Here is a 26,145-nt window from a genome sequence, read left to right on the forward strand (position 1 = left end):
TATAGTTTCAGCTTATTCATGCATACGCTAAATCGATTTCATTTATGGAAAATAAACTGCAAGCATGTTTTTCACAAGATGCCCAAGCCGTTATGCCCAGCCGCTTACAAGGAATGCGCTATGGAAGTTGAACGTTTCGCTGTGTCAAAACGCCGTTCGGACATGGTCCGCTACAACCATCACCTGTACATCGGCGGGCAGGTTGCCGAAGACCTCGCAGGAGATATCCAAGCGCAGACCCTTGAAGTGCTCCTGGGTATCGAACAACTTCTGCTCAGTGCCGGCAGTAGCCGCGAGCGGGTCCTTTCGGTGCGCATTCTGCTCGCCGATCGCGAGGACTATGCAGGGCTGAACAGGATCTGGGATGAGTTTTTTCCTGCCGGCCACGCACCCACCCGTGCCTGCACCCTGGCGCAATTGATCGACCCCGGCTGGCGCGTGGAAATGATCGTAGTCGCTGCGTGCGACTGATTCATAAACCTGCCTCGTAACGATCCAACGGAGACGACCCTATGCGCCCCTACTGGCTGGACCAGGCCTTAAAACATCAACCCGCTGCGCCTTGCCCGCCCCTGCGCCAGAACACGCGCGCCGACGTCTGCATCGTTGGCGCAGGCTATACCGGGTTGTGGACTGCCATCATGCTCAAGGAACAGAACCCCGAGCTTGACGTGGTGATTGTCGAGGCCGACATCTGCGGCGCCGGTGCCAGTGGGCGCAATGGCGGATGCGCACTGTCCTGGTCGGCCAAGTACTTCACCCTGGAGCGCTTGTTCGGCACCCAGGAGGCAATACGCCTGGTCCAGGAGTCGGAGCAAAGCATCTACGCCATCGGCCGCTTTTGCGACAAGTACGCGGTCGATGCCGAGTACCGTCTCGACGGTACGCTCTACACGGCGACCAACCGTGCGCAGATCGGCTCCACCGACGGGGTGATCGCCGCGCTGGAACGCAACGGTATCAACTCGTTTTCCAAATGTGCGTTGCCCGATGCACAACGCCTGGCTGGCTCGACCCGCCACCTTGAGGGCTGGTTCTCGCCAGCGGCGGCCAGCGTACAGCCGGGCAAGCTGGTCCGCGGGCTGCGCCGAGTGGCCCTGGACCTGGGCGTGCGTATTTATGAAAGCTCGCCAATGACCCGCCTGGAAGAAGGCGCACCAGCGATCATCCATACCCCCAACGGGAGCGTAACGTGCGACCGGGTCGTGTTGGCGATGAACGCCTGGATGGCCCGGGCTTTTCCACAATTCGCGCGTTCTGTGGCGATCGTTTCCAGCGACATGATCATCACCGAGCCACGGCCTGACCTGCTGGAAAAAATCGGCCTGACCAACGGGGTCACGGTTCTGGACTCGCGGATATTCGTCCACTATTACCACAACACCCCGGACGGTCGGATCATGCTCGGCAAAGGTGGCAACACCTTCGCGTATGGCGGACGTATCCTGCCGGTGTTCGACCAACCGTCGCCCTATGCAGGACTGTTGCGCAACACACTCAAGGATTTTTTTCCGGACTTCGCCGACGTCGGTATTGCCGCCACCTGGAATGGCCCCTCCGACAGATCAGTCACGGGGCTGCCGTTCTTCGGCCGCATGGGCTCAAGAGGCAATGTCTTCTATGGCTTCGGCTATTCCGGCAGCGGCGTTGGCCCTTGCCATATGGGCGGGCAAATCCTCTCGTCACTGGTGCTGGGCCTGGACAACCCGTGGACGCGCTCGCCACTGCTGCAAGGCCCGCTAGGCCACTTCCCTCCCGAACCGATCCGCTACCTCGGCTCCCTGATGGTGCGCAACGCCATTCGGCGTAAAGAGCATGCCGAAGACCACAACCGGCACCCTCGTCGATTCGATGTGCATCTGGCCAAATTCGCTGCCGCCGCCGGCAAGGCCGACAAGGGTTGACCCACCTTAGTCAGCCCGCATAACAGGCACCACAACGATCTTAGCCACCGTTTCAGCGATGGCTTTATCGGCTCCATGCATCACTCCTCACAACAATAATATTGCTGGAGAAGATCATGACCCACACTGCGTTTGGATATGCACCTCTACTGCCCCCCCGAGCCTTCAGCAGGCCCTGCCTGCTGGCGACAAGGCGCCCTTTACCACTGACAGCCTGACTCCATTCTCACGGCCATCTGATCGATGCCGTGGGCCTGGACGGGCTCGTACCGCAAAAACAAAAACAAAAAAACCCTCTTTTGCGCTGTCTGGCACCTTTTACGGGATCAGAACACCATGAACAAAAATAATCCGTCGGTCCTTGCAAGCAGTTGGCACTCCCTCCAGCGTTGGCGCGTGCAGGTTTTCCTGATCACTTGGGTGGCTTATGCCGCCTTCTACTTCACCCGCAAGGCGTTCTCCGTCGCCAAGCTTGGTATTGGCGAAGACCCAGGCTTTATGCTCGAAAAGACCATGATGGCCAACCTCGACGCCCTCTATCTGGCCGCCTACGCCATAGGTCAGTTTCTCTGGGGAAACTTCTCGGACCGTTTCGGCCCCAGGATCGTAGTTTTGAGCGGCCTGGCCATTTCGGCGGGGGCAGCGCTCCTGATGGGGACCTACGCCACCCTGCCGATCTTCGCGTCTTGCATGATCATTCAGGGTCTTGCGCAATCGACCGGGTGGTCAGGCTTGTGCAAGAACGTCAGCAGCTTCTTCAGTACGGGAGAACGCGGCCGCGTACTTGGCTACTGGAGCACCTCCTACGCCTTTGGCGGCTTGGTGGCTACCCCATTTGCCGGCTGGTGGGCTTACCAGGTCTATCACGACTGGCGCGTAGCGTTCATCAGCAGCGCGATCGTGGTGCTGGTGGCGACCATGCTGTTCTTTTTCCTGCAACGCAACTGTCCGGAAGACGTAGGCCTGCCGGCTGTAGAAGTCGAGCTCGAACCGGTCAGTAACGTCGTAGTACCACGGGAAAGCATGTGGGCCGGTTTACGGATCGTGATGAAGAATCGTACGGTATTGGTGCTCGGCCTTGCCTACTTCATGCTCAAGCCCGCCCGTTACGCGATCCTGCTGTGGGGCCCGGTGATTATCTACGAGCGCATGCCCGAGATCGGCAAGGTAGCCTCTGCCATCGTGCCTACCTCTTTTGAGCTTGCGGGTTTAGTCGGCCCCATCCTCATCGGTATTGCATCGGATAAATACTTCGGTGCGCGTCGTGTGCCCGCCTGTGTCCTTAGCCTGGTTCTGCTGACTATCTGCCTGGCGCTGTTTGTTCCCGCGATGCAAAGCGGCAGCCTGTACATGGTGGTCGGCCTGCTATTTATGATGGGCCTGACACTCTACGGGCCGGACTCGATGATCTGTGGCTCGGCGGCGATTGACTTCGGCAGCAAGCACGGCGCGGCTTCGGCTGCCGGCTTCGTCAATGGCTGTGGTTCGGTCGGTGCGGTTTTGGGCGGCTTGCTGCCGGGTTACTTCGACACCATCACCGTATTCCTGGTGTTCACCGCCACGGCCCTGCTGGCCAGCCTGATGCTGGTGCCATTTTGGAACAGCCGGCCAAAGACCTTGGAAAACCCGCAATTGGTCTCAACCCCGACGCCGCCGGCCAGGGTCAGCACTGCCTCTTGATCGCCAACCCTGCAAGGCCCAAGCGCAGGCATGGAGACGGTCGCCTTGGCCTGCTCCGGCCATGCGTCAGGCCAGACCTATGAGGCACTTGGGGCCGCAGGGCCGGTCATTTTGCCTGGCGCAATGATTTGGGGGTGCGCCCGTAATACTTTTCAAACGCAGCGCTGAAGCTCGAAAGGTGTTGAAACCCGACCTTGTACGCCACCGTAGACACATACATGCCCGACTCCAGCAGCTCCCTGGCCTTTGCCATGCGGATATCCGTGAGCATGCGGTAAGGGCTGGTGCCAAACACCTTGCGAAAGCCCTGTTTAAGCTTGAATTCATTGGTGCTCAACGTAGCGCACAGATACCCGACGGTTAATTGCCGATCGAATTGGCTCATCAGGATATCCCGTGCGCTCAGCATCAAATCCTGGTCTTTTGCGCGGATCTTGTCCTCTACAGGCGTTGGCGCGGGGGCAAGCGGGCGGATCTGCTCCGACAGCAACCCGAGTGCGGCAATGTGGATATCGAGCAGCCCTCCAGCCTGGTCGTGCAGATGGACCAATGAATCGGCCAGCCTCTGGGTGGCCGCACCGTGCTTGCCGCAAAATAAATGGTTGGCCGACAGGTCCTTGGCATTGTCCAACAGCAAGTATTCCAAGCCGTACCGCTGCAGCAGTGGCGCCTTGGCCACCAGACGCAACTGGCGGATAGCCTGTTTGGCCGGATAACACCGCTCTCCCCGCAAACTGCCGTAGGTGGCGACGGTACTGTGGCCGCCTATGAAGTCGTAACGCTGCCCGTCCATACCGGTACTGCTCGATTGTCCGGACAACGCAATCGCCACCGTCAGGGCACGCTCCCCTTCAAACGACCCAACTTCCACCAGGTCAAAGTTTGGATTGAAACTGGAGTAGGTCACTGCCAGGCCATCCTCGAATGTCAGCGAGTCACTGAAGCAGGTTCCCAGGCTTTCCGGTAACTGGGAGCGACGCCAAGGCGATTGCCCCAGGCGAGAAGGTGCGGCCCTGTCCGTGGAAGAAAACCGATAGCTCATTTTCATCATTCCTTGTGTTGCGCTTACCCAATGACGGGGGGAGATCTCCGAAATGCCAAACAGATAATCCGGACCTCCAAAAAAGTGTAACAAGATTTATTCGCATTGGCATCCTATAGTGGCCCGACCTTAATTAGCGCCTATTTCGGGCCTGGCTACCACATGAATTATGCCCCTGACTCGGTGCTGCGCACCGTTTTCATTGCGTTGTCTGCCCTTGCCTGCCCGGCAGCTGTTTATGCACAAACCGCGTCGGACTCTGCCGAAAATGCAACCAGCATCGCCCTCCCCTCCGTGGTGGTGACGGCCGACAAGATTGAGCGGCCGCTGGAAATGGTACCCGCCAGTGTCGCGGTGATTGATGGCCAGGATCTTGAGCAATCGGGCATCACGACTATGGAGCAACTGGAGGGTCGCATTGGCGGGTTGTCCTTCCAGCCCTTTGGCCAGGCCGGTATGAAAGCACCGGTGATGCGCGGCGTGACGGCCGGTATCCACTCCTATTCTTCCTCGGTACTGCTCCTGGTCGATGACGTTCCCACATTGATGGCACAGGGCTTCGAGAACAGCCTCCTGGATGTGGATCGTGTCGAAGTACTGCGTGGACCGCAGTCCACCTTGTACGGGCGCAATGCAGAGACCGGCGTGGTCGCCATCCACAGCCAGCAGATGGAAGATACCCCACGGGCCACGGTAACGACCGAGCTGGGCAGCCGGGACAAGCGGGACGTGCGCTTCGCCTTGAGTGGCCCGCTGGTTGCCAACACCTTGTATGGCAGCGTTTCCGGCTCGATCGCACGGCAGTCCGGGTTCATTCATAACACCTATACGGGCGGGGATGAGGACCATACCCACCACAAATACCTGAACCTGGGACTGCGCTGGACCCCAACCGACGCCGATGAAGTGGTCACCCGTTACACCCGTCAGGATTACAACGATGGTGCGGCGCTCTGGGGCAATGCCGGCCAGCCCAGCGACCGCGTTGCATCCACCACGCCCAGCTGGAACCGCTCCCTGGGCCAGACCTTCTCGATCAATGCCTCGCACCTGTTCGATACGGGCCTGCGCCTGCGCTCCATCACTGCCTACAACGACTACCAGGACAAGGTCCTGCAAGACTCCGACTTCATGCCGGTAGAACGCCTGTACATCGGGCGCGACAACCATATGCGCACCCTGTCGCAGGAGTTCCGGGTGGAGGGGCAACTGGGGCGGGCCGACTGGTTAGTAGGCCTATACGGTGATCACGGTAACAACGACTTGCGCAACTTTGCCCTGCGCAGCCCCGTCTTCTCTGATTATGGCGGCCGCTTGAAGACAGATTCGGTGGCCCTGTTCACCCACTGGAATGTGCCGCTCAACGATGACTGGAGCGTTTCGGCGGGCGCGCGCATCGAGCGCATGTCGGCAGGCATCACCCCCACCGGTGGTGGACACAGCAGCCAGGACTGGACCTATGTCTCGCCGAAGCTGAGCCTGCAGTACCAGATCAATGCCTCCAACCAGTGGTACATCAGTGCCAGCCGAGGGGTACGCGCCGGCGGCTATAACATCTTTGTTTCCAGGCTCAACTACCCCTCTTATTCGCCGGAAGATATCTGGTCCTACGAGACCGGCCTCAAAGGCTGGGCGCTGGACAAACAGCTGCGTTACTCCCTCGCGGCCTACGTGATGAAAATCGACAACATGCAAGTGCAAATGCAGCCGGCGGTGGGCGTGATCTACACCGCCAGCGCCGCCAAGGCGACGTCCAAGGGCGTAGAGCTGGACCTGGACTATCTGCTCGGTGCCGGCTGGCAAGTGACCACAGGCGTGGCCTTCAACCACACCACTTACGACAGTTTTCAGGACGGTGCGACCAACTACGCGGGCAACTACAACACCTTTGCCCCCCGACTGAATGGCCATGTAGACCTGCGCTACACCGCGCCACAGAGATGGTATGCCCAAGGCAGCGTGGTGGGCACCAGCAAGATCTACCTGGATGCCGGCAACCGTTACGAACGCAATGGCTACGGCCTGCTGAATCTGGTGGTGGGCTATCCCTTCGGCCAGTGGGAAGTGGCGGCTTATGCCAACAACACGCTCAATAAGAAGTACGACGCCGAAGGTTACAACGCCGGCTACTACACCATCTACAGCCCGCCACGTGAAGTCGGCGCGCGACTGACCTGGCGCATGTGAGGCGTGGTGATGAACACAACTTTCTGGTGGCCACGACAGCTGCTGATCGGCTGGATCAACCTCGCCCTGACGGCACCGTTGATTTATCTGTTCATCGGCCTGCCGTTGGTGATGCGCGAACACGGCTGGAGCGCTACACAAATTGGCCTGATGCAGATGACGGGGTTGCCGGCGCTGGGCAAGTTCCTGCTGGCGACACCCATCGACCGCTGGCAGGTAGGCCGGAACAATTATCGCAATTGGGGAATGCTGCTGGGCGTGGGTTACATCGCCACCCTGCTGTTGCTGGGCCTCCATGATTTGGCTGAGACACCATTTGCCCTGTTGTTCGTGCTAGCCATGGCGGTCAGCCTCTTCGGTACCTGGGTCGATTTGCCCATCAACGCGCTGGCCATCCGGATGCTGCCGCAAACCCAGCGCATGCAGGCCGGTGCGATTCGTTCAACAGCCACCTCGCTGGCGGCAATCGTCGGCGGTGGCCTGATGCTGATCATGCACAGCCGTACAGGTTGGGCCGCGCCCTTGTACGTTTTGTCTCTCGGGGTGCTTTCGGCAGTGCTGCTGCTCCCGCTGCTGCGAACACCGACCACCCTTGCCTGCCCTGTTCCCGAAGAGCGCGACGCCTTTATATCCAGGCCCAGCATGGGGCAATGGCTGGCGTGGTTTACACAACCCGGGCACCGCACCTGGACCGTATTGCTGATCTTGTATTTCCCGTTGATCGGCACCGTCTGGGTGTTCCTCAAGCCGTTGATGCTCGACCAGGGTTTCAGCCCTGAACGCATTGCACAGATTGTCGGCGTGGGTGGCGGGGTGGTCGCCGCTTTCTCCAGCCTGGCCGGGAGCTATGTATCGCGAAAGTGGGGAGTGCGCGTTGCGTTGCCCTTGTTTGCGGCCGGCAACCTGCTGACGCTGGGCACGCTGGCCGCCAGCACGCTGCTTTGCTGGGGGCCTGACGCAATGGCCGTCGCGGCGTTGCTGGTGGCCCTGATGATGGGCGCCAGCGGCGGCCTGGTGTTCGGTTTGATGATGTACCACGTACGGCCCGGGCTGTCGGCGCTGGACTACGGCATCCAGTCGAGTCTGTTCGTAGCAGGTCGCACGCTGCTGCCGATTCTCGCCGGCGTGTTGCTGGACCACACCGGTTACAGCGGCCTGTTCGGCTGCCTGCTGGCCGCCCTTGGCCTGATGCTGGCCTACCTGCTCGGCTGGAGCCTGCGCGCCCCGCGCAAACCCGCCAGCCAAACACCCTCACCCACACAGTCGGTTGAATAATTTCAAGGAGATGACCCGATGCAAGAGCTGAAAGCGCCGAGCACCCTCGCTCAACTGATACCCCTTGAGCGCGTCCGTGAAGTTGCCGCCCGCCACGCGTTGAACGCCGACCAGCAAGGTGTGCTGGCCGCCGAAGTGGTGGAGGCGCTGACCTGCGCCGGTTTTTCCCGCTACTTCGTGCCAAGGGAACAGGGCGGGCACCCCGGCACCTTCGTCGAACTGTCACAGCGCATCGTGGCTGTGGCCAAGGCATGCCCTTCTGCTGCCTGGTGCGCCATCATCCAGGCGGTCGTGGGGCGCATGGCAGCCTACCTTCCAGTGGCTGCACAACAGCAAATCTGGGGAGACAGCCAGGACGTACGCATTTGTGCCTCGTTCCGCTCCACCGGCAAGGTCGAGGCCGTCGCCCAGGGCTGGCGCTTGACGGGAACATGGCACTACCTCTCGGGCGTTGATTTCGCTGATTGGGCTTTGCTGTGCATTGAGGTCGATGACGGGGAGCAACGCTTCGCCGCCATTCCCGCCGGCACCTGGCAAGTCCTCGACAATTGGCAAACCCTGGGCATGCGGGGCACAGGCAGTCACTCGATCATCCTGGACGCAGTGGTTGTACCGACGCATATGACCTTCGCCAGAACCGACTTGATGAAAGGTGGTTCCCGCCACGCCCAGGGCCCGCAGTACCGGGCCTCACCGATTGCCGCCGATGCCCAGCTGTTTTTGGCCTGTGGCCTGGGGGCCGGCTGGCAGTGCCTTGAGCAATGGCGTGACAGCCTCCCCAGCGAGGCAGTGGGTGAAGTGGCCATGGCCTATGCCAGCGCGGAAGCTGCACTGGAGACCTGCGGCCTGTTGCTGCACAACAGTTGCCAGGCGATTGACCAGGGTGAGTTATCACCACTGCAAATCGGACGTTGCGCCCGTGATGCGAGCTTCGCTGCACAACTGCTTCTGGACGCCGTCAACCGCATCTTCCGCCTGAGCGGCGCCCAAGCCCACTTCAGCAGCAATCTGGTGCAGAAAAGCTGGCGCGACGTGCAAACGCTGACGTCGCACATCGCGTTAAGGCCTGACTTCAATTTCATCGGCTATACCCGGCATGCCCTGGCGAACAGGCCGTAGCGCAATGCCCGCCAGGACAGCGGTAGACAGGGAGGCTTACATCATGCAGGACACCTCACCAATGACAGGCTTCGCAAACCACCTGCAGTTGCGTCGGATCAATCGCGCAACCGTCGAGCGCTACATGCACATGAAGGGCGCCGAACGGCTGCAACGCCACACCTTGTTCAGCGAGGACGGCTGCGGCGGAAACTGGACCACGGCTACCGGAGAGCCCCTGGTTTTCCAGGGCCACGAAAGCCTGGCACGCCTTGCCGTATGGCTCGAGCAATGTTTTCCCGACTGGGAATGGCACAACATACGGATCTTCGAAACCGACGACCCCAACCACCTCTGGGTGGAGTGCGACGGGCGCGGCAAGGTGCTGATCCCGGGCTATCCGCCAGGCTACTGCGAGAACCACTACCTGCACTCATTCGAACTCGATAACGGCAGGATCAAGCGCAACCGCGAGTTCATGAACCCTGTGCCCAAGCTGCACGCACTAGGCATAGCCATGCCGCAAATAAAGCGCGACGGCATTCCCGTCTAAATACCATCAAAGGAGTATTGATGATGCCAGACACAACTAACCAAGCCGACTTCAGTGGCGCCTCCGATCTTCGCGAGAAGAATCGCGTCACCGTTGCAACCTACATGAATACCAAGGGCCAGGATCGCCTGCGTCGACATGAGTTGTTCGTCGAAGATGGCAGTGGCGGTCTATGGACGACGGATACCGGCGCACCGATCGTGATCAGCGGTAAACAGAAACTCGCGGAACATGCGGTCTGGTCGCTCAAGTGTTTTCCGGACTGGGAATGGTACGACATCAAGATCTTCGGTACCGACGACCCCAATCACTTCTGGGTCGAGTGCAAAGGCCACGGCAAGATCCTCTTCCCCGGTTACCCGGACGGCTATTACGAAAACCACTTCCTGCATTCCTTCGAGCTGGATGACGGCAAGATCAAGCGTAATCGCGAGTTCATGAACGTCTTCCAGCAACTGCGCGCACTAAGTATTACGTTGCCGCAAATCAAACGCGAAGGTATTCCCACCTGATAGCCAGCCAAGCAGGGTCAATAATGGACGATTTATTGCAACGCGTGCAGCGCTGCGAGGTGCTGCAGCAACCCGACTGGGACGATCCGTCGTGCCTGCGCAAGGTTCAGGAGTGCCTGCGGGCCAGCCCGGCGTTGATCCGGGTTGGCGATACCCTGGCACTGCGTGCACAGCTTGCCCGTGTCGCCACGGGCGAGGCGCTGGTGATGCAGTGCGGCGACTGCGCCGAAGACATCGACGACCACCAGGTACACAGCGTGACACGCAAGACCGCACTGCTTGAGACGCTCGCCGGGGCGCTGCAAAAGGCCGGGGGCCGCCCGGTAATCCGGGTCGGGCGGATTGCCGGGCAATATGCCAAGCCTCGATCCAAGCCCCATGAACAGGTCGGCGAACAGCTGCTGCCGGTGTATCGCGGCGATATGGTCAACGGTCATGCGGCGAATGCCAGACAGCGTCAGGCCAACCCACAGCGGATCCTCAAGGGCTATGCATCGGCGCGCAACATCATGCGTCACCTGGGCTGGGACGCCCCGCGCGATCTTGATAAAGGCGCCCCGCCGGTGTGGACCAGTCACGAGATGCTGTTGCTCGACTACGAGCTGTCGATGTTGCGCAAGGATCACCAGCACCGGGCCTACCTGGGGTCGACCCATTGGCCTTGGATTGGCGAGCGCACCCGACAGTTGAACGGCGCGCATGTGGCGCTGCTCAGCCAGGTGCTCAACCCGGTGGCCTGCAAAGTCGGCCCGCAGATGGGTCGCGAGCAGTTGCTGGGGCTTTGCGAACGGCTCGACCCGCAACGCGAGCCAGGACGGTTGACGTTGATTGCGCGAATGGGCGCACAGGCCGTCGGCGAACGCCTACCGTCGCTGGTAGAAACGGTACGTGCAGCCGGCCATCCGGTGATCTGGTTGAGCGATCCGATGCATGGCAACACTATCGTCGCCCCTTGCGGCAACAAGACCCGCATGGTGCAAACCATTAGCGAGGAAATCTGCACCTTCAAGCATGCCGTGACTTCAGCCGGTGGCGTGGCCGCCGGCCTTCACCTGGAAACCACCCCCGACAACGTCAGCGAATGCGCGACAGACGCGGCAGGTTTGCTCCAGGTCAGCCGCCACTACACCAGTCTCTGCGACCCACGCCTCAATCCCCAGCAGGCACTCGCCGCAGTGATGGCCTGGAACGGCTGGCAAGCAGCCCCCACTGCAAACTTCCCACTGGAGACTGTCGCATGACCGGCATTCCAAACATCGTCCCGTATGCCCTACCCACCTCCCGCGACCTGCCTGTCAACCTCGCACAATGGCGTATCGACCCCGAGCGCGCCGTACTGTTGGTGCATGACATGCAACGCTACTTCCTACGGCCCTTGCCCGACGCCCTGCGTGAAGAAGTGGTGGGCAACGCCGCGCGCATTTGCCAGTGGGCGGCTGACAACTGCGTGCCGGTGGCCTACACCGCCCAGCCTGGCAGCATGAGCGAAGCGCAACGCGGGCTGCTCAAGGACTTCTGGGGGCCCGGCATGCAGGCCAGCGCCACTGACCGCGAGGTGGTCGACGCCCTGACGCCCAAGCCTGGCGACTGGCTGCTGACTAAGTGGCGCTACAGTGCGTTCTTCAACTCCGACCTGCTGGAGCGGATGCACGCCAATGAGCGCGATCAGTTGATCCTGTGCGGAGTGTATGCCCATGTCGGGGTGCTGATCTCGACCGTAGATGCCTACTCCAACGATATCCAGCCGTTCCTCGTGGCCGACGCTATTGCCGACTTCAGCAAGGAACACCACTGGATGGCCATCGAATACGCCGCCAGCCGCTGTGCCATGGTCGTCACCACTGACGAGGTGGTGTCATGAGCCAAGCCGCCGCCCGCCTTATGGAGCGCATCCTGCAACCGGCGCCCGAGCCGTTTGCCCTGCTGTACCGGCCGGAGTCCGGCGGCCCGGGACTGCTGGACGTGTTGATAGGCGAGATGTCGCAGCCCACGGTCCTGGCCGATATCGACTTGCCCGCCACCTCGATCGGCGCGCCTCGCCTGGATGTATTGACGCTGATTCCCTACCACCAGATTGCCGAGCGTGGCTTTGACGCCGTGGACGATCAGTCGCCATTGCTGGCGATGAAAATCACCGAACAGCAGCCCATCGGCATCGAACAGCTACTGGGGCTGCTGCCCGACGTGCCCATCCAGTTGAACAACGAGCGCTTCGACCTCAGCGACGCAAGCTACGCCGAGATCGTCAGCCAGGTGATCACCAACGAAATCGGCTGCGGTGAAGGCGCAAACTTCGTGATCAAGCGCACCTTCCTCGCCGAGATCAGCGAATACGGACCAGCCAGTGCCCTGTCGTTCTTTCGTCATCTGCTAGAGCGGGAGAAAGGTGTCTATTGGACATTTATCATCTACACCGGCAACCGCACCTTCGTCGGTGCATCCCCCGAGCGCCATATCAGCGTCAAGGAGGGGCTTGCGGTGATGAACCCCATCAGCGGTACTTATCGCTATCCGCCCGCCGGTCCCAACCTGGCAGAGGTCATGGAGTTTTTGGCCGACCGCAAGGAAGCCGACGAGCTGTACATGGTGGTCGACGAAGAACTGAAAATGATGGCGCGCATTTGTGACGACGGCGGCCGCGTGCTCGGTCCTTACCTCAAGGAAATGGCCCACCTGGCCCACACCGAATACTTCATCGAAGGCAAGACCCGGCGCGATGTACGCGAAATCCTGCGCGAAACCCTGTTCGCCCCTACCGTCACCGGCAGTCCACTGGAAAGCGCCTGCCGGGTCATTCAACGCTATGAGCCACAAGGCCGGAGGTACTACAGCGGCATGGCTGCGCTGATCGGCAGCGACGGCAAGGGGGGGCGTACTCTGGATTCGGCGATCCTGATTCGCACCGCCGACATCGATGGCAACGGCCAGGTGCAGATCAGCGTGGGCTCGACCATCGTGCGCCACTCTGATCCAGTGACCGAAGCTGCCGAAAGCCGGGCCAAGGCCGCCGGGCTGATTAGCGCATTGAAAAACCAGGCGCCCTCGCGCTTCGGTAGCCACCTGCAGGTGCGGGCGGCTTTGGCCAGCCGCAATGCCTACGTTTCCAACTTCTGGCTGATGGACAGCCAGCAACGGCAACAGACCCATGCCGATTTTAACGGGCGCCAGGTGTTGATCGTCGACGCGGAAGACACCTTCACCTCGATGATCGCCAAGCAACTTCGTGCCCTGGGTCTGGTGGTAACGGTGTGCAGCTTGCGCGACGAATACAGCTTTGATGGTTATGACCTGGTGATCATGGGCCCAGGCCCCGGTAACCCGAGCGATACCCAACTGCCAAAAATCGACCATCTGCACGTGGCCATCCGCTCCTTGCTGCGCCAGCAGCGACCGTTCCTCGCGGTGTGCCTGAGTCATCAGGTGCTGAGTCTGTGCCTGGGCCTGGAGCTGCAACGCAGAGCCATTCCCAACCAGGGCGTGCAAAAACAGATCGACCTGTTTGGCCACGCCGAACGGGTCGGTTTCTATAACACCTTCGCCGCCCAGAGCAGCAGTGACCGCCTAGACATCAACGGCATCGGAACCGTCGAAATCAGCCGCGACAGCGAGACCGGGGAAGTACATGCCCTGCGTGGGCCATCGTTTGCATCCATGCAGTTTCATGCCGAGTCGCTGCTGACCCAGGAAGGCCCACGCATCATCGCCGACCTGCTACGCCATGCCCTCCTCCACACACCTGTCGACAGCAGCGCTTCGGCCGCCGGGAGATAACCATGCACCAATACGTCATCATCGACGCCTTTGCCAGCGTCCCTCTGGAAGGCAATCCGGTCGCGGTGTTCTTTGACGCCGATGACTTGTCGTCCACGCAAATGCAACATATCGCCCGCGAGATGAACCTGTCGGAAACCACCTTCGTGCTCAAGCCGCGCAACGGTGGCGATGCGTTGATCCGGATTTTTACCCCGGTCAACGAACTGCCGTTTGCCGGCCATCCATTACTGGGTACCGCTATTGCGTTGGGTGCGCAGACCGACAATCACCGGCTGTACCTGGAAACCCGGATGGGCACCATCACTTTTGAACTGGAGCGCCACAACACCAGCGTCATCGCCGCCAGCATGGACCAGCCCATACCGACCTGGACCACCTTGGGACGCGATGCGCAATTGCTCAGCGCCTTGGGGATCAGCGGCTCGACCTTTCCTATCGAGATCTATCACAACGGCCCGCGCCATGTGTTTGTCGGCTTGCCGGATATTGCCGCGCTGTCAGCGCTGCACCCCGACCATCGTGCCCTTGCCAGCTTCCATGACATGGCCATCAACTGCTTTGCCGGCGCAGGGCGGCAGTGGCGCAGCCGGATGTTCTCACCGGCCTATGGCGTGGTCGAGGATGCCGCCACCGGCTCTGCGGCCGGGCCCTTGGCAATTCACCTGGCACGCCACGGCCAGATCGAGTTCGGCCAGCAGATCGAGATTCTGCAGGGCGTGGAAATCGGCCGGCCGTCGCTGATGTTCGCCAGGGCTGAGGGCCGGGCCGATCAACTGACGCGGGTTGAAGTATCGGGCAATGGCGTCACGTTCGGCCGGGGGACCATCGTGCTATGAACCCTTCACTACAAGGCAAGCCCCTGCTGGGCAAAGGTATGTCGGAGTCTCTCACCGGCACGCTGGATGCGCCGTTTCCCGAGTACCAGACGCTGCCCGCCGATCCCATGGTCGTGCTGGCCAACTGGTTGGAGCGTGCACGCCGCGTGGGCATCCGCGAACCTCGGGCGCTGGCGCTGGCCACCGCCGACAGCCAGGGCCGGCCATCGACACGCATCATCGTGATCAGCGAAATCAGTACGCGTGGCCTGGTGTTCGCCACCCATGCCGGCAGCCAGAAAGGGCGCGAACTACTGGAGAATCCCTGGGCCTCGGGGGTGCTGTATTGGCGTGAAACCAGTCAGCAGATCATTTTCAATGGTATCGCCGAGCAGCTTTCGTCGGAGCGCGCCGACGCACAGTGGCAGAGTCGGCCCTATGCAACCCACCCCATGTCGGTGGCCTCGCGCCAGAGTGAAGAACTCATCGATATTGAGTCGTTGCGCGCGCAAGCCCAGCGTCTGGCACTAGTCGGCGGCCCGCTGCCACGCCCACCCGGATATTGCCTGTTCGAGTTGTGCCTTGAGTCAATTGAGTTCTGGGCCAACGGCAGCGGGCGGATGCATGAGCGGCTGCGCTATGACCGCTGCGCCGAAGGCTGGAAACATCGCCGGCTACAGCCGTAGGACAGTGCAATAAACACGCTTTGAAATACCGGGTTGCTGCAACTTCGAACACATTGCACGAACTTCAATATTCATGACACCCGGTCAACAAGACAAGAGTCCGGGTGGGAAACAACGCGTACTCGAAATGCCAAACAGAGAATCCGGATCGCCAAAGTCTGTAACGACATTAATTCCCATCTGAATCTTATAGTGGCGCTAGAACGTTGTCCTTGATCCAGCGCTAGACAGCGGGCCAGAGCCTACGCAAACAACGTTGAACATTACTGAGGTTGCTACCATGCCAGATCTGCAAAACAAGCGTAAATATCTGAAAAGTGCAGAATCCTTCAAAGCTTCACTGCGTGATGACCGCACTGTTATTTATCAAGGCCAAGTTGTTGAAGATGTGACTACACACTTCTCTACGGCTGGCGGCATATCGCAAGTTGCAGAAATCTACGAGGAACAGTTCAGCGGTAAACACGACGACATTCTGACGTACGTACGCCCGGACGGTTACCTGGCCTCTTCTGCCTATATGCCCCCCAGAAACAAAGCAGACTTGGCGTCGCGACGCCGCGCAATCATGTACGTTGCGCAAAAAACCTGGGGCACCCACTGCCGTAGCCTGGACATGATCGCCAGCTTCGCCGTGGGCATGATGGGACATCTGCCGACATTCAGGAAAAAATGCCCCGAGTACGCAGAAAACATCACCGATTACCATGACTACGCCGAGCGCAACAGCCTGTATTTGTCCGAGGCCATTGTTGACCCTCAAGGCTATCGGGCACGGACCCACGGCACCGACCTCAACCTGCCGCCGCCCGATCGTGCGGTGATGCGGATCAACAAGCAAAACGCCGAGGGCATCTGGATCAGCGGCGTCAAAGGCGTGGGCACGGTAGCACCGCAATCCAATGAAATATTTGTCGGCAGTTTGCACCCCGCGGCGCCCGACGAGTCATTCTGGGCCTACGTCCCTGCCGATGCGCCGGGGGTGAAGATTTTCTGCCGGGAGATTGTCTCCCAGCCCCACGCCAGCGCCTACGACCACCCGCTCACGTCCAAAGGCGAAGAAGCCGAGGCGATGGTGGTATTCGATAACGTGTTCATTCCACGCTGGCGAATCATGGCGGCAAACGTCCCAGAACTGGCCAACGCCGGTTTCTTCAACCTGTGGACCTCATACAGCCATTGGTACACGCTGGTGCGTCTGGAAACCAAGGCGGACCTGTACGCCGGACTGGCCAAGGTGATCATGGAAGTCCTGGGCCTTGAGGGTATTGCGGTGGTTCGCCAGCGGGTCAGCGAAATAGTGCAGTTTTCAGAAATACTCAAAGGCATGTGCATCGCGTCCATCGAAACGGTCGAGATGTCCGACGGCGACATACTGCTGCCTGGCCCCAACGCACTGGCCGCCGGACGGGTATTTGCCATGGAAAAACTGCCCCGGGTGCTGCATCTGCTCAGAGAGCTGTGCGGACAAGGCCTGATCCTCAGGTTCAACGAGAAAGACTTGGCCGCCGACGCCGCCTTTGGCCAGAAGTTCTCCTGGTTTCTTGACACGCAAAGCGTGGGCGCCAGAGAGAAGAACCTGCTGATGAATCTGGTGTGGGACGTGGCCGCCAGTGAGCACTCCACACGGGCGTTGGTGTTTGAAGAGCAGCACGCACTCAGCGAGCCCCTGCTGCGCGATCGCCTGGTGCTGGACTACGACTACCACCAAAGCACCAGCCTGATACGCCGCATGGTGGGGCTCAACGCCAAATAGACCTAACTGCCGCGCAGGCGCCGCGCAATGAGCCCGGCGCTCGATCAGCGTTGCCCGCCTTGCGGCCTCTGGCATCTCGTAGTTTCCAACCTTCAACGGCTACACCGCCCCAGGAACCTCCAAATGAATACAGCAGGAGCCCGTTCATGACGGAACAAACACTCAAAGCGCGCGAGGTCAAACTACTCGGTTACAACTCACGCGCACTCAAGGCCGAACATTTTGCGGTGGTCGAAACCGCGCTTGCAGCACCCGGCCCCGGGCAAGTACTGGTGCGCAACCGCTGGTTTCGTGTCTCTATCTCTACCCGCTTGATGGCCGAAGCGGGTGCCGAGGAGGTAAAGGGCATTCCCTTTCCACCACTCAAGCCTGGCGACACGCTCGCCGATGGCGCCATTGGCGAGGTGGTACAGGTCGGCGCCGGCGTTGATCTGAGCATCGGCAGCCTGGTCATGCATCCTTTGGGGTGGCGCGATTATGCAATGGTGCCGGTCGCACAATGCACGTACATCGACAGCCCGGTCGTTGACCCCGCCGCGTGGCTCGGGCATGGCTGGACCGCCTTTGCCGCGCTGGTCAAGGGCGTGCAAGTGCGTCCGGGCGATACGGTCTTTGTCACCAGCGGTGCAGGCGCGATTGGCTCAATGGCCGGGCAAATCGCCCGACTGCTGGGTGCTACGCGAGTCATCGGCACGACCAGCAACCAGGAGAAAGCCCGCTGGATGCAGGCGCAGTTGGGTTATGACGCGGTGGTCACACGCGAAGGCGAGCCAATCCGCGAGCAACTGGCCCGCGTTGCTCCAGAGGGTATTGACGTTATCGTCGACATGGTCGGCGGCGAACAACTGGCGGCCGCGCTGGAGATCGCCCGGCACGGTGCACGTTGTGTATTGCTCGGTGCAGTGTCAGCGGAACTGAACCCCCACAGCGCAACCCTGAAGGCACCGGTGGAGCTCGACACCTTCCAGCTGATTCTCAAGGGCGTGACGATACGCGGTTTCAGTGCCGACGAAGAGGCACCAGAAATGTTTGACGCCTGGATCCGGCAACTGGCGCTGTGGCAGCGCGGCAGCGGTATTCGGATTGCCCACACATTGGTCAAAGGCCTGGACCAGGCACCGCTGGCGTTGCAAGAAGCCTGCGCGGGCCACCTCAAGAGCCTGGTCCTGGTGGAGTTGGAACAGTGATGGACACCTCAACCGTTTCACCTCAAGTCAATACCACCGCGGCGCAATCATGGCTGCTGTGGGTGGGTTTTATCCTGGTGTCGCTGAACCTGCGGCTGATCTTCACAACAGTTGGCCCATTGTTGGAGAACCTGCAACTTGGCTTTACCTCCACCTTGCTGGTGACGACCTTACCTCTGGCACTGCTGGGTCTGTTCTCCATGGCCGGCGTAAGGTTGCGACACTGGCTGGGAGAGGAGCGTGCGCTGTTTTTCGCGCTGATCCTGCTAAGCATCGGTTGCAGCGTTCGCGGGCTGGGTGAGTCCGGGCTGATCGTGGGCACCGTAGTGGGCAGTGTGGGTATTGCCGTGATGAACGTGATCATGCCCGTGCTCGCACGAAAACGCTTCGGTCCGCAACGCATGGGTATGGTGATGGGGATCTATGCATTGATGCTTGGAGCCGGTGCGGTACTGGGTGCCAGCGTTTCGCTGCCGCTGTTCCAATGGCTGGGGGCTGATCGCGCCTCGGCGTTCCATGCCCTCGGGCTCTGGGCCGTCCCGGCCTTGCTGGCCTTGTTACTGTGGTTGCCACAGTTGCGGCACGCCGCGCACCATGGGTTGGGCAGCGGTCATAGCGGGCCGAGCGTTAACGTTTATCGCAACCCCACGGCCTGGGCAATCACGCTGTTTTTCGGACTGCAAGTGCTGAACCTGTTCGTGTTTCTGCCGTGGATGCCCACCCTACTCAGGGACCGTGGCACCGATGTGGCTACTGCGGCGCTGATTTTCTCAGTCTCGCAACTGAGCCTGATGGTCGCCAGTTTTTTCACGCCTTTGCTGGCTGCGCGCACCCAGGACCATCGCCCGCACATCACTTCAGTCATCCTGTTGTGCCTGGCCGGAACACTGGGGTTGATGTATGCGCCTTTGCCCAGCGCCATCGTGTGGGCCGGTGTGCTCGGCTTCGGGCAAGGTGCCGGGCTTTCTCTGGGGACGTTCCTGTTCGTTGCCAAGGCCGCCAGCATCGACACCGCCACGCGTATTTCGGCCATGGCGCAAACGGTGGGTTATCTGATTGCCGTCGCGGGGCCCCTGGTAGTCGGGGCACTCTATCAACACAGTGGAGACTGGAACCTGCCGGTGTTGTTGCTGGTGGGGATTTTGCTGATTGAATTGATCGTGGCGCTGCCGGCGGGGCGTAACGTCAAGGTGTGAGCCTTCGGAGCGGGATTTTGCGCAGATCTCGCTCCAACCGGGGCGCTGCTTGAAGTATTGCCCCTGCGAAGTTGGGCTAACGCTTGGGCAGGGTAATGCGGTTCGGGTGGCCTCGGCCACAGCCAAGAGCCATTGCGCGCTGAAAGGAAAGGAGCTCGCCTTGCAGGTGAACACTTGGGTCGGCACTTTATGATCGACCACTTTCCCCCGCCAATGCGGTCTGCTCACAGGCACCCACCTGCGGTACCAGTTGGATAAGGGGCTGCGCCCGTTGCCGATTGACGCTGCCCCGCCACCCACCATCCTCTCCAGGCTAGCGCCCAGCACTACCGACTCGTTCCGCACCCGCCTAGGTAGCCCAGATCTTCAAGGCTACGGCGCAGCAGCACCTGGATGACGAGCAACTCGAACGTCGACCTTGTCTGTTCAATGACACCCATGCGCTGATCATCACCTCAAACGCTGCGTCGACGGTGGATGACGACAGCCACCCAAATCCGGGAATCGTGGTGCAGGTGATCTACGGAGTATTTGCCCACGATTAATCACCGCCCCTCCTGGTGGGCGATCTTTATTCCGAACATCCCTTTCTACTTTTGCCTTCTTTACGGACAGCGCAATAGAGGACTGATAACCCGTCCTACTCTCGACGCCTTGGTTCAACCGCCAAATCTGCCGCGACCAAACCGCGTCCTCGAGCTGCCAAGCCACGCGCTGCTTCCACGGCCCCGACCTTGCAGACCCTCAGCTACATCGAAGCGCGCCTGGGCAACTTCAACAGCCTGATCATGATGCGCGTGCGCGAGACCGCCACCGCCGAACTGCTGATCCAGTAACTGCCTAAGGACGCGCCTGGGGATTGACCCCTTGAGCCAATAATTTGCCCGCTTCGTCCCGAAGGGAACGCGCGTCACGCAATCTGACCTGCGGATAGCTGTCCAGCGACATGCGTTTTTGCTTGCCGTTCCAGCAGTAACGGAGGTGCCACGAGCGCCCGCCCGAGGCTGTCACCGCCAAGGACAGGCCGTCAATATCGCCGAGGGTGTAGTCTTTGCCAGTGGGCGTGGCCTGCCGCACGGCAGCATATGAAAGAGCCATGCTTCTAGCCTCCTGAAGGTTGAATTCAGGGCTAGATGTTCAGCAAACGACTCGTTGGGCTCCTACAACAATCCGATCTCGAAGCCCGCCATTTTCATGGACTAGATTCTGGACTGAACACGTCCGGATACCCGTGGCTTTCGATGGATACTGACGGAACGAAAAAAGACGCCTAAGCGTCTTTTTTCAATGATCTACAGACTTCAATGGAACCCTGTAGATCGATATTTGGAGCGGGAAACGAGACTCGAACTCGCGACCCCGACCTTGGCAAGGTCGTGCTCTACCAACTGAGCTATTCCCGCGTCTTGGTGATGCGCATTCTATAGAATCCTCACCACCCGTCAACCCCTTGATTCAAAAAAGTTTTATTTCTTTTCCACGGTGGTGCGCAGATGGGGCCAGGCGGCGCGCAGGTATTGCAGCATGGACCACAAGGTCAGGCCGGCGGCGATCAGCAGCAAGGCGTAGCCCAGCAGCACCCAGAACGTGAAATTCGACGGGTTGGCCAGCAGGATGACCAGCGCCAGCATTTGCGCGGCGGTTTTCCATTTGCCCATGTTGGACACGGCCACATGGGCGCGTGCGCCGATTTCGGCCATCCATTCGCGCAAGGCCGAGACGACGATTTCACGACCGATGATCACGGCGGCAGGCAGGGTCAGCCACAGGTTGCCGTGCTCTTGTACGAGCAGCACCAGCGCCACGGCGACCATCAGCTTGTCGGCTACGGGGTCGAGGAACGCGCCAAACGGCGTGCTCTGCTCCAGGCGTCGTGCCAGGTAGCCGTCTAGCCAGTCGGTCGCGGCCGCGAAGGCAAAGACCGAACTGGAGGCCATGTAGCTCCATTCATAGGGCAGGTAAAACAGCAAAATGAAAATCGGAATGAGCAGGACGCGTAGAACGGTGATCAGATTAGGGATATTCATCGGCACAACTGGCTACGAGGTGAGAGGGCATTCTACTCGCTGTGTAGGTTTGCATAAATCAACTCAGCGAGCTTTTTACTGATACCAGGGGCTTTGGCTATTTCTTCAATGCTGGCACGGGACAATTCCTGCAATCCACCGAAATGTTTCAACAGTTCACGCCGCCGCTTTGGTCCTACACCCGCAACCCCTTCCAGGGTTGAGGTGCGCCGTGTCTTACCACGGCGGGCACGGTGGCCGGTAATGGCAAAGCGGTGGGCTTCATCGCGGATCTGCTGAATCAGGTGCAGCGCCGGTGAGTCGCCCTTCAAGGTGAACTCATGGGCCGCATCATTCAAGTACAACGTTTCAAAACCGGCCTTGCGCGTCGCACCCTTGGCCACGCCGAGAAGGATCAGGTCGGGCACCGCCAGTTCGTTGAGCACATCACGGGCCATGGACAACTGGCCCTTGCCGCCGTCTACCAGCAGGATATCCGGCAGCTTGCCCTCGCCGTCCTTGAGTTTGCTGAAGCGCCGGGTCAGGGCCTGGTGCATGGCGGCATAGTCATCACCAGGGGTGACGCCTTCGATGTTGTAGCGTCGATAGTCGGACTTGATCGGCCCTTCCGGACCGAAGACCACGCAGGACGCCACGGTCGCCTCGCCGCTGGAGTGGCTGATGTCGTAGCACTCCAGGCGTTGCGGCGGCTCGTCGAGCTTGAGCACGTCGGCCAGCGCCTCAAAGCGTGCGGCCACATGCTGGCGGTTGGCCAGGCGCGCGCTCAGGGCCTGCTCGGCGTTGGTCACCGCCAATTGCTGCCAGCGCGCACGGGTGCCGCGCACCCGGTGGCTGATGTCCAGTTCGCGGCCGCGCAGGGCATGGATCGCATCGATCAGCGCGGGGAAGTCTTCGTGAACCACGTTGACGATCAATTCACCCGGCAAGTCGCGCTCGGGGCTGCTGACGTAATACTGGCCGAGGAACGCAGCCATGACTTCGGCCACCTCCTCCTCGATCCCCGTCTGGGGAAAGAAGTTCTTGCTGCCCAGCACCCGACCGCCACGCACGCTGATCAGGTGCACACAGGCCCCGCCCGGGTTGACGAAGGCCGCAATCACGTCGACGTCACCGGTGCCGCCCTCCATGCTCTGCTGGTCCTGTACCCGGCGCAACAGCGACACCTGGTCACGCAGCTCGGCGGCCCGTTCGAAATCCAGGACACTGGCCGCCTGCTCCATGGCCCCCGACAGTTCGTCGGCCAGGGCATTGCTGCGCCCTTCGAGGAACATCACCGAGTGACGCACGTCTTCGGCATATTCCTTAGGCTCGACCAGCCCGACACAAGGCGCCTTGCAGCGCTTGATCTGGTATTGCAGGCACGGGCGGGTACGGTTCTTGTAGAAGCTGTCTTCACATTGGCGCACGAAGAAGGTCTTTTGCAGCAGGCTCAGGCTCTCGCGGATCGCCCCGGCGCTGGGGTACGGGCCAAAATACTTGCCCTTGCGCTTCTTCGCCCCGCGATGGATGCTCAGGCGCGGAAAGTCACCGTCCGACAGAAACACGTACGGGTAGGACTTATCGTCACGCAACAAAATATTGTAGGGCGGCCGCCATTCCTTGATCAGCGTCTGCTCAAGCAGCAACGCCTCGGTTTCATTGGCGGTGATGGTGGTTTCGACCTGGGCGATACGCCCCACCAGCGCGGCGGTCTTCGGCGCCAGGCCGGTCTTGCGAAAGTAACTGGCCAGGCGCTTCTTGAGGTTCTTGGCCTTGCCGACGTACAGCAGGCGCGCCTCGCTGTCGAACATGCGATACACGCCAGGCCGGCCACTGCAGGTCGCTAGAAATGCACTGGGATCAAACGCTGCGGTTATTTCAGTGGCTTGCATTTCAGGCGCTGGCGTCCACCATGCCGTGGCGAACCGCGAGCAAGGTCAGTTCAACATCACTGCTGATGGATAGCTTCTCGAAGATTCGATAACGGTAGGTGTTCACGGTTTTCGGCGACAGGCAGAGCTTGTCCGAAATCGACTGGACCTTCTGGCAACCGACAATCATCAGGGCGATCTGGATCTCGCGCTCGGACAAGGCATCAAACGGCGAATCGCTGACCGGCTGGAAAGACTTGATCGCCAATTGCTGGGCAATCTGCGGGCTGATGTAGCGCTGGCCGGCAAATACCAGGCGGATAGCCTGGACCATCTCCGCGAGCCCCGCGCCTTTAGTCAGGTAACCCGCTGCACCTGCCTGCAGAAGCCTGGTAGGAAAAGGGTCTTCCTCACAAACCGTAACCACGACAACCTTGATATCCGGATGACTGCGCAGCAACTTGCAGGTCGCGCCAAGACCGCCAATCCCCGGCATCTTGACGTCCATCAAGACCACATCGGGTTTCAATTCACGCGCTTTGATCAGGGATTCCTCCCCCGACTCGGCCTGACCGACTACTTGCAGGCCATCGATGTCAGCCAGCATTCGTGTAATGCCTGTACGAACGAGATCATGGTCATCGACTACTAGCACCCTAATCAAGCAGACACCTCGCGAAATGGTCTTATAGGTTGCCGGACACCTTAGCAAAAAACCACGGCACAGACCTAGCTGAACGCGTCATATATATAGAGTTTCAATCCACTACGAACGCCTGCCGAGCGGCAGGCGGGGTTGTTTCCTGGGCAAAAGGTCAGGATTCCTTGGGGATCGGCCGGGATTTTCCGTTTGCCACAGAGCAATGCTCTGCCAAGGTGCTGGTCAGCCTGCGGATTGCATCCTGATCCTCTTTAAACATCGCGCGGTAGTTGCCCAGGACTTTTTCTTCGATCTGGCTCAGGTTGTCCAACTGGATGGGAGTTGGGCTACCTGTCAAAACAAACAGAATATCGACACCTTTTTCTGCGACGCGGGATAAGTAATCGGCCTTGGGTGCGCGGCCACCACTTTCATATTTACCTTGCGCGTTAGCCTCCACGCCTCCTATTTCACCAAAAACCTTTTGCGACAAGCCAAGTCGCTCTCTTTCTTGCCGTAAGCGCGAACCTATTCCACTCATTTGGATGTAATATCCTTTCTGGCACACCCCAAGAGGTGACGATGTCATCTCGTTTTACACAAACTTGAACGGTTTTGAACTATGCCCGGAATCCGTACCGCTGCACAAGCCAAAGCCTGGCTGGAACATCAAGGCAAATCGGTCCAGGCATTCGCCAGGGAACATGGCGTGGATCCGGCGACCACCTATCAAGTGCTCGCTGGGCGTAAAAAGGGGCGGCGGGGAGAAGCCCATAAGGTCGCGGTCCTTTTGGGCATGAAAGAGGGGATCATCCTTAACGAGGCAAAAAGCCCGGGCAATGATCAGGAGATTGGCTCCTAAAGAGCAGTATGCACCGATTCAAGTCGAGCGCGAGGTTTACCGGGACGACTGCGCTGATAGACAAACGGACTCCATGCGCCAGAAACACCCCTCCTCACCGACAATACTCAGGCCCTGTCGCTGATACAGCCTTCTAGCCGGATTGGTCTTGAATACCGTCAAGCGCAGATAACCCCGCTTTTCGACATGCGCCTTGCAGATCATCTGCTCCAGCACCCAACTGCCTGCGCCCTGGCGGCGAAAAGCCTCGAGAATGTGCAGTTCGCGAATGTATAGCGCATTGTCATCGCGGCTGAGGCTGACGAACCCTACCAGCCTGTCATCCTGGCAAATCAACCAGTTTTCCCGCCCGGCCCAGGCGGTGTCGAAGCCTTTGTCGGACCATGTCAGATCGTACTGCCGATAGTAATGGCCCATCGCCTGGTGTGTCAGGCTGCGCGCAAAGGCCAGGTGTTGATCCGATGCTGCCTTGAGGGTGAATGCCATAGCAGTGGGCTCCATTGCGTCACAGGTCGCGTCCAGGCAATCATTGTGAGTATCCATCCAGCATATCGGGACATCCGCCATAGTGGTAAGCCCCTCCTCGCGATAGAAATTACTGATTGAATCCAGCGGCATGCGTCAGTTAAGCTCCACCCCATCATTTGGAGAAACACCATGTTGCAACTCACCCTCACCCAGGCTTGCCCTACTGCCAACGCACAGCGTTCGGTCGTGGCTACCCGCGTGAACGGTTTGAGCGCACTGGCCAGCTTTTATTTTGGGTATTGGTTTAGCCACTGGCGCGCCTGATACCTGAAATCGGCGCCCACTACTCAAGGGGTCGCCTGCCAGAGAAATCTAACCCCCGGTCGGCTCCCCGACCGGGGGTTTTGTTTTTTCAGCCCTGAACATTTTTTGCTACACACCGAACTTAAAGGAAACCACACCATGAACTTCAGCACTTATTACCGTTACGACACCTGCACCGCCTGGCGATTTAGCAAGCTCCGTTCGGGACAGCCTGCCGCCTCCGATCGGTCACCTCTTGGTGGCAAGCCAACACACGCAGCCAATACGGCCAATTGTCGAACACCCCAGTAGGGCAGAGCGCGCGGGAAC

Annotated in this window: 24 protein-coding genes, 1 tRNA gene and 1 pseudogene; 18 read left to right on the top strand and 8 right to left on the bottom strand. The window is 59.9% G+C overall.

Annotation, left to right across the window (positions count from 1 at the left end; all coding sequences use genetic code 11):
- The first annotated feature begins 120 nt into the window (after positions 1 to 120).
- From ACSSVH_RS14650 to ACSSVH_RS14660, 3 genes are all read left to right on the top strand, one after another.
- Positions 121 to 471, top strand: coding sequence for a RidA family protein (locus ACSSVH_RS14650; protein ID WP_170041213.1), 351 nt, complete (start codon positions 121 to 123; stop codon positions 469 to 471).
- A 41-nt stretch (positions 472 to 512) separates the two neighbouring features.
- Complete coding sequence (locus ACSSVH_RS14655) at positions 513 to 1,904, top strand: FAD-dependent oxidoreductase (protein ID WP_172311663.1); 1,392 nt, start codon at positions 513 to 515, stop codon at positions 1,902 to 1,904.
- Positions 1,905 to 2,240: 336 nt separating this feature from the next.
- The gene (locus ACSSVH_RS14660) at positions 2,241 to 3,584 is read left to right on the top strand and encodes an MFS transporter (RefSeq protein WP_492633376.1); all 1,344 of its coding nucleotides are present in this window, start codon (positions 2,241 to 2,243) and stop codon (positions 3,582 to 3,584) included.
- Between the two features lie 106 nt (positions 3,585 to 3,690).
- Here ACSSVH_RS14660 and ACSSVH_RS14665 read toward each other — a convergent pair whose 3' ends face one another.
- Positions 3,691 to 4,626: a helix-turn-helix transcriptional regulator gene (locus ACSSVH_RS14665; protein ID WP_169952932.1), complete on the bottom strand. Its 936-nt coding sequence runs from the start codon at positions 4,624 to 4,626 to the stop codon at positions 3,691 to 3,693.
- Positions 4,627 to 4,788: 162 nt separating this feature from the next.
- On the opposite strand from ACSSVH_RS14665, the gene ACSSVH_RS14670 reads away from it, so the two are divergent.
- The 13 genes from ACSSVH_RS14670 to ACSSVH_RS14730 all read left to right on the top strand — a co-directional run bounded on the left by ACSSVH_RS14670 (position 4,789) and on the right by ACSSVH_RS14730 (position 19,665).
- On the top strand, positions 4,789 to 6,813 hold the full coding sequence (locus ACSSVH_RS14670) for a TonB-dependent receptor (RefSeq protein ID WP_172311667.1): 2,025 nt from the start codon (positions 4,789 to 4,791) through the stop codon (positions 6,811 to 6,813).
- A gap of 9 nt (positions 6,814 to 6,822) precedes the next feature.
- Positions 6,823 to 8,088: an MFS transporter gene (locus ACSSVH_RS14675; RefSeq protein ID WP_492633377.1), complete on the top strand. Its 1,266-nt coding sequence runs from the start codon at positions 6,823 to 6,825 to the stop codon at positions 8,086 to 8,088.
- Between the two features lie 18 nt (positions 8,089 to 8,106).
- A complete protein-coding gene (locus ACSSVH_RS14680; protein WP_169952926.1) occupies positions 8,107 to 9,207 on the top strand; it encodes an acyl-CoA dehydrogenase family protein in 1,101 nt (366 codons plus the stop codon).
- A 43-nt stretch (positions 9,208 to 9,250) separates the two neighbouring features.
- Positions 9,251 to 9,739: a PhzA/PhzB family protein gene (locus ACSSVH_RS14685; protein ID WP_492633378.1), complete on the top strand. Its 489-nt coding sequence runs from the start codon at positions 9,251 to 9,253 to the stop codon at positions 9,737 to 9,739.
- A gap of 23 nt (positions 9,740 to 9,762) precedes the next feature.
- On the top strand, positions 9,763 to 10,251 hold the full coding sequence (locus tag ACSSVH_RS14690; protein ID WP_492633379.1) for a PhzA/PhzB family protein: 489 nt from the start codon (positions 9,763 to 9,765) through the stop codon (positions 10,249 to 10,251).
- Positions 10,252 to 10,274: 23 nt separating this feature from the next.
- Positions 10,275 to 11,492 (top strand): 3-deoxy-7-phosphoheptulonate synthase, encoded by a 1,218-nt coding sequence (locus ACSSVH_RS14695; RefSeq protein WP_169952920.1) that lies wholly within the window; start codon positions 10,275 to 10,277, stop codon positions 11,490 to 11,492.
- A complete protein-coding gene (locus ACSSVH_RS14700) occupies positions 11,489 to 12,112 on the top strand; it encodes an isochorismatase family protein (protein ID WP_170041205.1) in 624 nt (207 codons plus the stop codon). The genes ACSSVH_RS14695 and ACSSVH_RS14700 overlap by 4 nt, the downstream gene beginning before the upstream one ends.
- Positions 12,109 to 14,022 (top strand): anthranilate synthase family protein, encoded by a 1,914-nt coding sequence (locus ACSSVH_RS14705; protein WP_492633380.1) that lies wholly within the window; start codon positions 12,109 to 12,111, stop codon positions 14,020 to 14,022. The genes ACSSVH_RS14700 and ACSSVH_RS14705 overlap by 4 nt, the downstream gene beginning before the upstream one ends.
- 2 nt (positions 14,023 to 14,024) lie before the next feature.
- Positions 14,025 to 14,861 carry a PhzF family phenazine biosynthesis protein gene (locus ACSSVH_RS14710; protein ID WP_492633381.1) on the top strand — a complete coding sequence of 279 codons (837 nt, stop codon included), beginning with the start codon at positions 14,025 to 14,027 and terminating at the stop codon, positions 14,859 to 14,861.
- Positions 14,862 to 14,899: 38 nt separating this feature from the next.
- On the top strand, positions 14,900 to 15,526 hold the full coding sequence (phzG, locus tag ACSSVH_RS14715) for a phenazine biosynthesis FMN-dependent oxidase PhzG (RefSeq protein ID WP_275941748.1): 627 nt from the start codon (positions 14,900 to 14,902) through the stop codon (positions 15,524 to 15,526).
- 256 nt (positions 15,527 to 15,782) lie between these two features.
- Positions 15,783 to 17,282 carry a 4-hydroxyphenylacetate 3-hydroxylase N-terminal domain-containing protein gene (locus ACSSVH_RS14720; RefSeq protein ID WP_492633382.1) on the top strand — a complete coding sequence of 500 codons (1,500 nt, stop codon included), beginning with the start codon at positions 15,783 to 15,785 and terminating at the stop codon, positions 17,280 to 17,282.
- A 146-nt stretch (positions 17,283 to 17,428) separates the two neighbouring features.
- Positions 17,429 to 18,469, top strand: coding sequence for an MDR family NADP-dependent oxidoreductase (locus tag ACSSVH_RS14725; RefSeq protein ID WP_169952907.1), 1,041 nt, complete (start codon positions 17,429 to 17,431; stop codon positions 18,467 to 18,469).
- Positions 18,469 to 19,665, top strand: coding sequence for an MFS transporter (locus ACSSVH_RS14730; RefSeq protein WP_169952905.1), 1,197 nt, complete (start codon positions 18,469 to 18,471; stop codon positions 19,663 to 19,665). The genes ACSSVH_RS14725 and ACSSVH_RS14730 overlap by 1 nt, the downstream gene beginning before the upstream one ends.
- Before the next feature lie 852 nt (positions 19,666 to 20,517).
- Here ACSSVH_RS14730 and ACSSVH_RS14735 read toward each other — a convergent pair.
- The 6 genes and pseudogenes from ACSSVH_RS14735 to ACSSVH_RS14760 form a co-directional block, all read right to left on the bottom strand.
- Positions 20,518 to 20,763: pseudogene (locus ACSSVH_RS14735) on the bottom strand (Arm DNA-binding domain-containing protein); the annotation flags it as partial.
- 229 nt (positions 20,764 to 20,992) lie between these two features.
- A tRNA-Gly gene (locus ACSSVH_RS14740) sits at positions 20,993 to 21,068 on the bottom strand.
- 63 nt (positions 21,069 to 21,131) lie between these two features.
- Complete coding sequence (gene pgsA, locus ACSSVH_RS14745; protein WP_029293776.1) at positions 21,132 to 21,692, bottom strand: CDP-diacylglycerol--glycerol-3-phosphate 3-phosphatidyltransferase; 561 nt, start codon at positions 21,690 to 21,692, stop codon at positions 21,132 to 21,134.
- Positions 21,693 to 21,724: 32 nt separating this feature from the next.
- Positions 21,725 to 23,548, bottom strand: a complete 1,824-nt coding sequence (uvrC, locus tag ACSSVH_RS14750; protein WP_169956616.1) for an excinuclease ABC subunit UvrC — start codon at positions 23,546 to 23,548, stop codon at positions 21,725 to 21,727.
- A gap of 16 nt (positions 23,549 to 23,564) precedes the next feature.
- Positions 23,565 to 24,206, bottom strand: a complete 642-nt coding sequence (gacA, locus tag ACSSVH_RS14755; protein ID WP_029293774.1) for a response regulator transcription factor GacA — start codon at positions 24,204 to 24,206, stop codon at positions 23,565 to 23,567.
- Between the two features lie 151 nt (positions 24,207 to 24,357).
- On the bottom strand, positions 24,358 to 24,723 hold the full coding sequence (locus ACSSVH_RS14760) for a helix-turn-helix domain-containing protein (RefSeq protein WP_169956521.1): 366 nt from the start codon (positions 24,721 to 24,723) through the stop codon (positions 24,358 to 24,360).
- 81 nt (positions 24,724 to 24,804) lie between these two features.
- Here ACSSVH_RS14760 and ACSSVH_RS14765 point away from each other — a divergent pair, with 81 nt between their 5' ends.
- Entirely contained in the window at positions 24,805 to 25,044 is a 240-nt protein-coding gene (locus ACSSVH_RS14765; protein ID WP_169956523.1) for a DNA-binding protein, read from the top strand.
- A gap of 36 nt (positions 25,045 to 25,080) precedes the next feature.
- Here the strand turns inward: ACSSVH_RS14765 and ACSSVH_RS14770 are convergent, their stop codons facing one another.
- Positions 25,081 to 25,530, bottom strand: coding sequence for a GNAT family N-acetyltransferase (locus ACSSVH_RS14770; RefSeq protein WP_169956618.1), 450 nt, complete (start codon positions 25,528 to 25,530; stop codon positions 25,081 to 25,083).
- Between the two features lie 171 nt (positions 25,531 to 25,701).
- On the opposite strand from ACSSVH_RS14770, the gene ACSSVH_RS14775 reads away from it, so the two are divergent.
- On the top strand, positions 25,702 to 25,836 hold the full coding sequence (locus ACSSVH_RS14775; protein WP_262376865.1) for a hypothetical protein: 135 nt from the start codon (positions 25,702 to 25,704) through the stop codon (positions 25,834 to 25,836).
- Positions 25,837 to 26,145: the final 309 nt, after the last annotated feature.

This window comes from Pseudomonas sp. HC1(2025), from assembly GCF_058742075.1.

Coding starts and splice junctions, on each gene's coding strand:
- ACSSVH_RS14650 (WP_170041213.1), top strand. CDS start 121: ATGGAAGTTGAACGTTTCGCTGTGTCAAAACGCCGTTCGGACATGGTC.
- ACSSVH_RS14655 (WP_172311663.1), top strand. CDS start 513: ATGCGCCCCTACTGGCTGGACCAGGCCTTAAAACATCAACCCGCTGCG.
- ACSSVH_RS14660 (WP_492633376.1), top strand. CDS start 2,241: ATGAACAAAAATAATCCGTCGGTCCTTGCAAGCAGTTGGCACTCCCTC.
- ACSSVH_RS14665 (WP_169952932.1), bottom strand. CDS start 4,626: ATGAGCTATCGGTTTTCTTCCACGGACAGGGCCGCACCTTCTCGCCTG.
- ACSSVH_RS14670 (WP_172311667.1), top strand. CDS start 4,789: ATGAATTATGCCCCTGACTCGGTGCTGCGCACCGTTTTCATTGCGTTG.
- ACSSVH_RS14675 (WP_492633377.1), top strand. CDS start 6,823: ATGAACACAACTTTCTGGTGGCCACGACAGCTGCTGATCGGCTGGATC.
- ACSSVH_RS14680 (WP_169952926.1), top strand. CDS start 8,107: ATGCAAGAGCTGAAAGCGCCGAGCACCCTCGCTCAACTGATACCCCTT.
- ACSSVH_RS14685 (WP_492633378.1), top strand. CDS start 9,251: ATGCAGGACACCTCACCAATGACAGGCTTCGCAAACCACCTGCAGTTG.
- ACSSVH_RS14690 (WP_492633379.1), top strand. CDS start 9,763: ATGCCAGACACAACTAACCAAGCCGACTTCAGTGGCGCCTCCGATCTT.
- ACSSVH_RS14695 (WP_169952920.1), top strand. CDS start 10,275: ATGGACGATTTATTGCAACGCGTGCAGCGCTGCGAGGTGCTGCAGCAA.
- ACSSVH_RS14700 (WP_170041205.1), top strand. CDS start 11,489: ATGACCGGCATTCCAAACATCGTCCCGTATGCCCTACCCACCTCCCGC.
- ACSSVH_RS14705 (WP_492633380.1), top strand. CDS start 12,109: ATGAGCCAAGCCGCCGCCCGCCTTATGGAGCGCATCCTGCAACCGGCG.
- ACSSVH_RS14710 (WP_492633381.1), top strand. CDS start 14,025: ATGCACCAATACGTCATCATCGACGCCTTTGCCAGCGTCCCTCTGGAA.
- phzG (WP_275941748.1), top strand. CDS start 14,900: ATGTCGGAGTCTCTCACCGGCACGCTGGATGCGCCGTTTCCCGAGTAC.
- ACSSVH_RS14725 (WP_169952907.1), top strand. CDS start 17,429: ATGACGGAACAAACACTCAAAGCGCGCGAGGTCAAACTACTCGGTTAC.
- ACSSVH_RS14730 (WP_169952905.1), top strand. CDS start 18,469: ATGGACACCTCAACCGTTTCACCTCAAGTCAATACCACCGCGGCGCAA.
- pgsA (WP_029293776.1), bottom strand. CDS start 21,692: ATGAATATCCCTAATCTGATCACCGTTCTACGCGTCCTGCTCATTCCG.
- ACSSVH_RS14760 (WP_169956521.1), bottom strand. CDS start 24,723: ATGAGTGGAATAGGTTCGCGCTTACGGCAAGAAAGAGAGCGACTTGGC.
- ACSSVH_RS14765 (WP_169956523.1), top strand. CDS start 24,805: ATGCCCGGAATCCGTACCGCTGCACAAGCCAAAGCCTGGCTGGAACAT.
- ACSSVH_RS14770 (WP_169956618.1), bottom strand. CDS start 25,530: ATGGCATTCACCCTCAAGGCAGCATCGGATCAACACCTGGCCTTTGCG.
- ACSSVH_RS14775 (WP_262376865.1), top strand. CDS start 25,702: ATGTTGCAACTCACCCTCACCCAGGCTTGCCCTACTGCCAACGCACAG.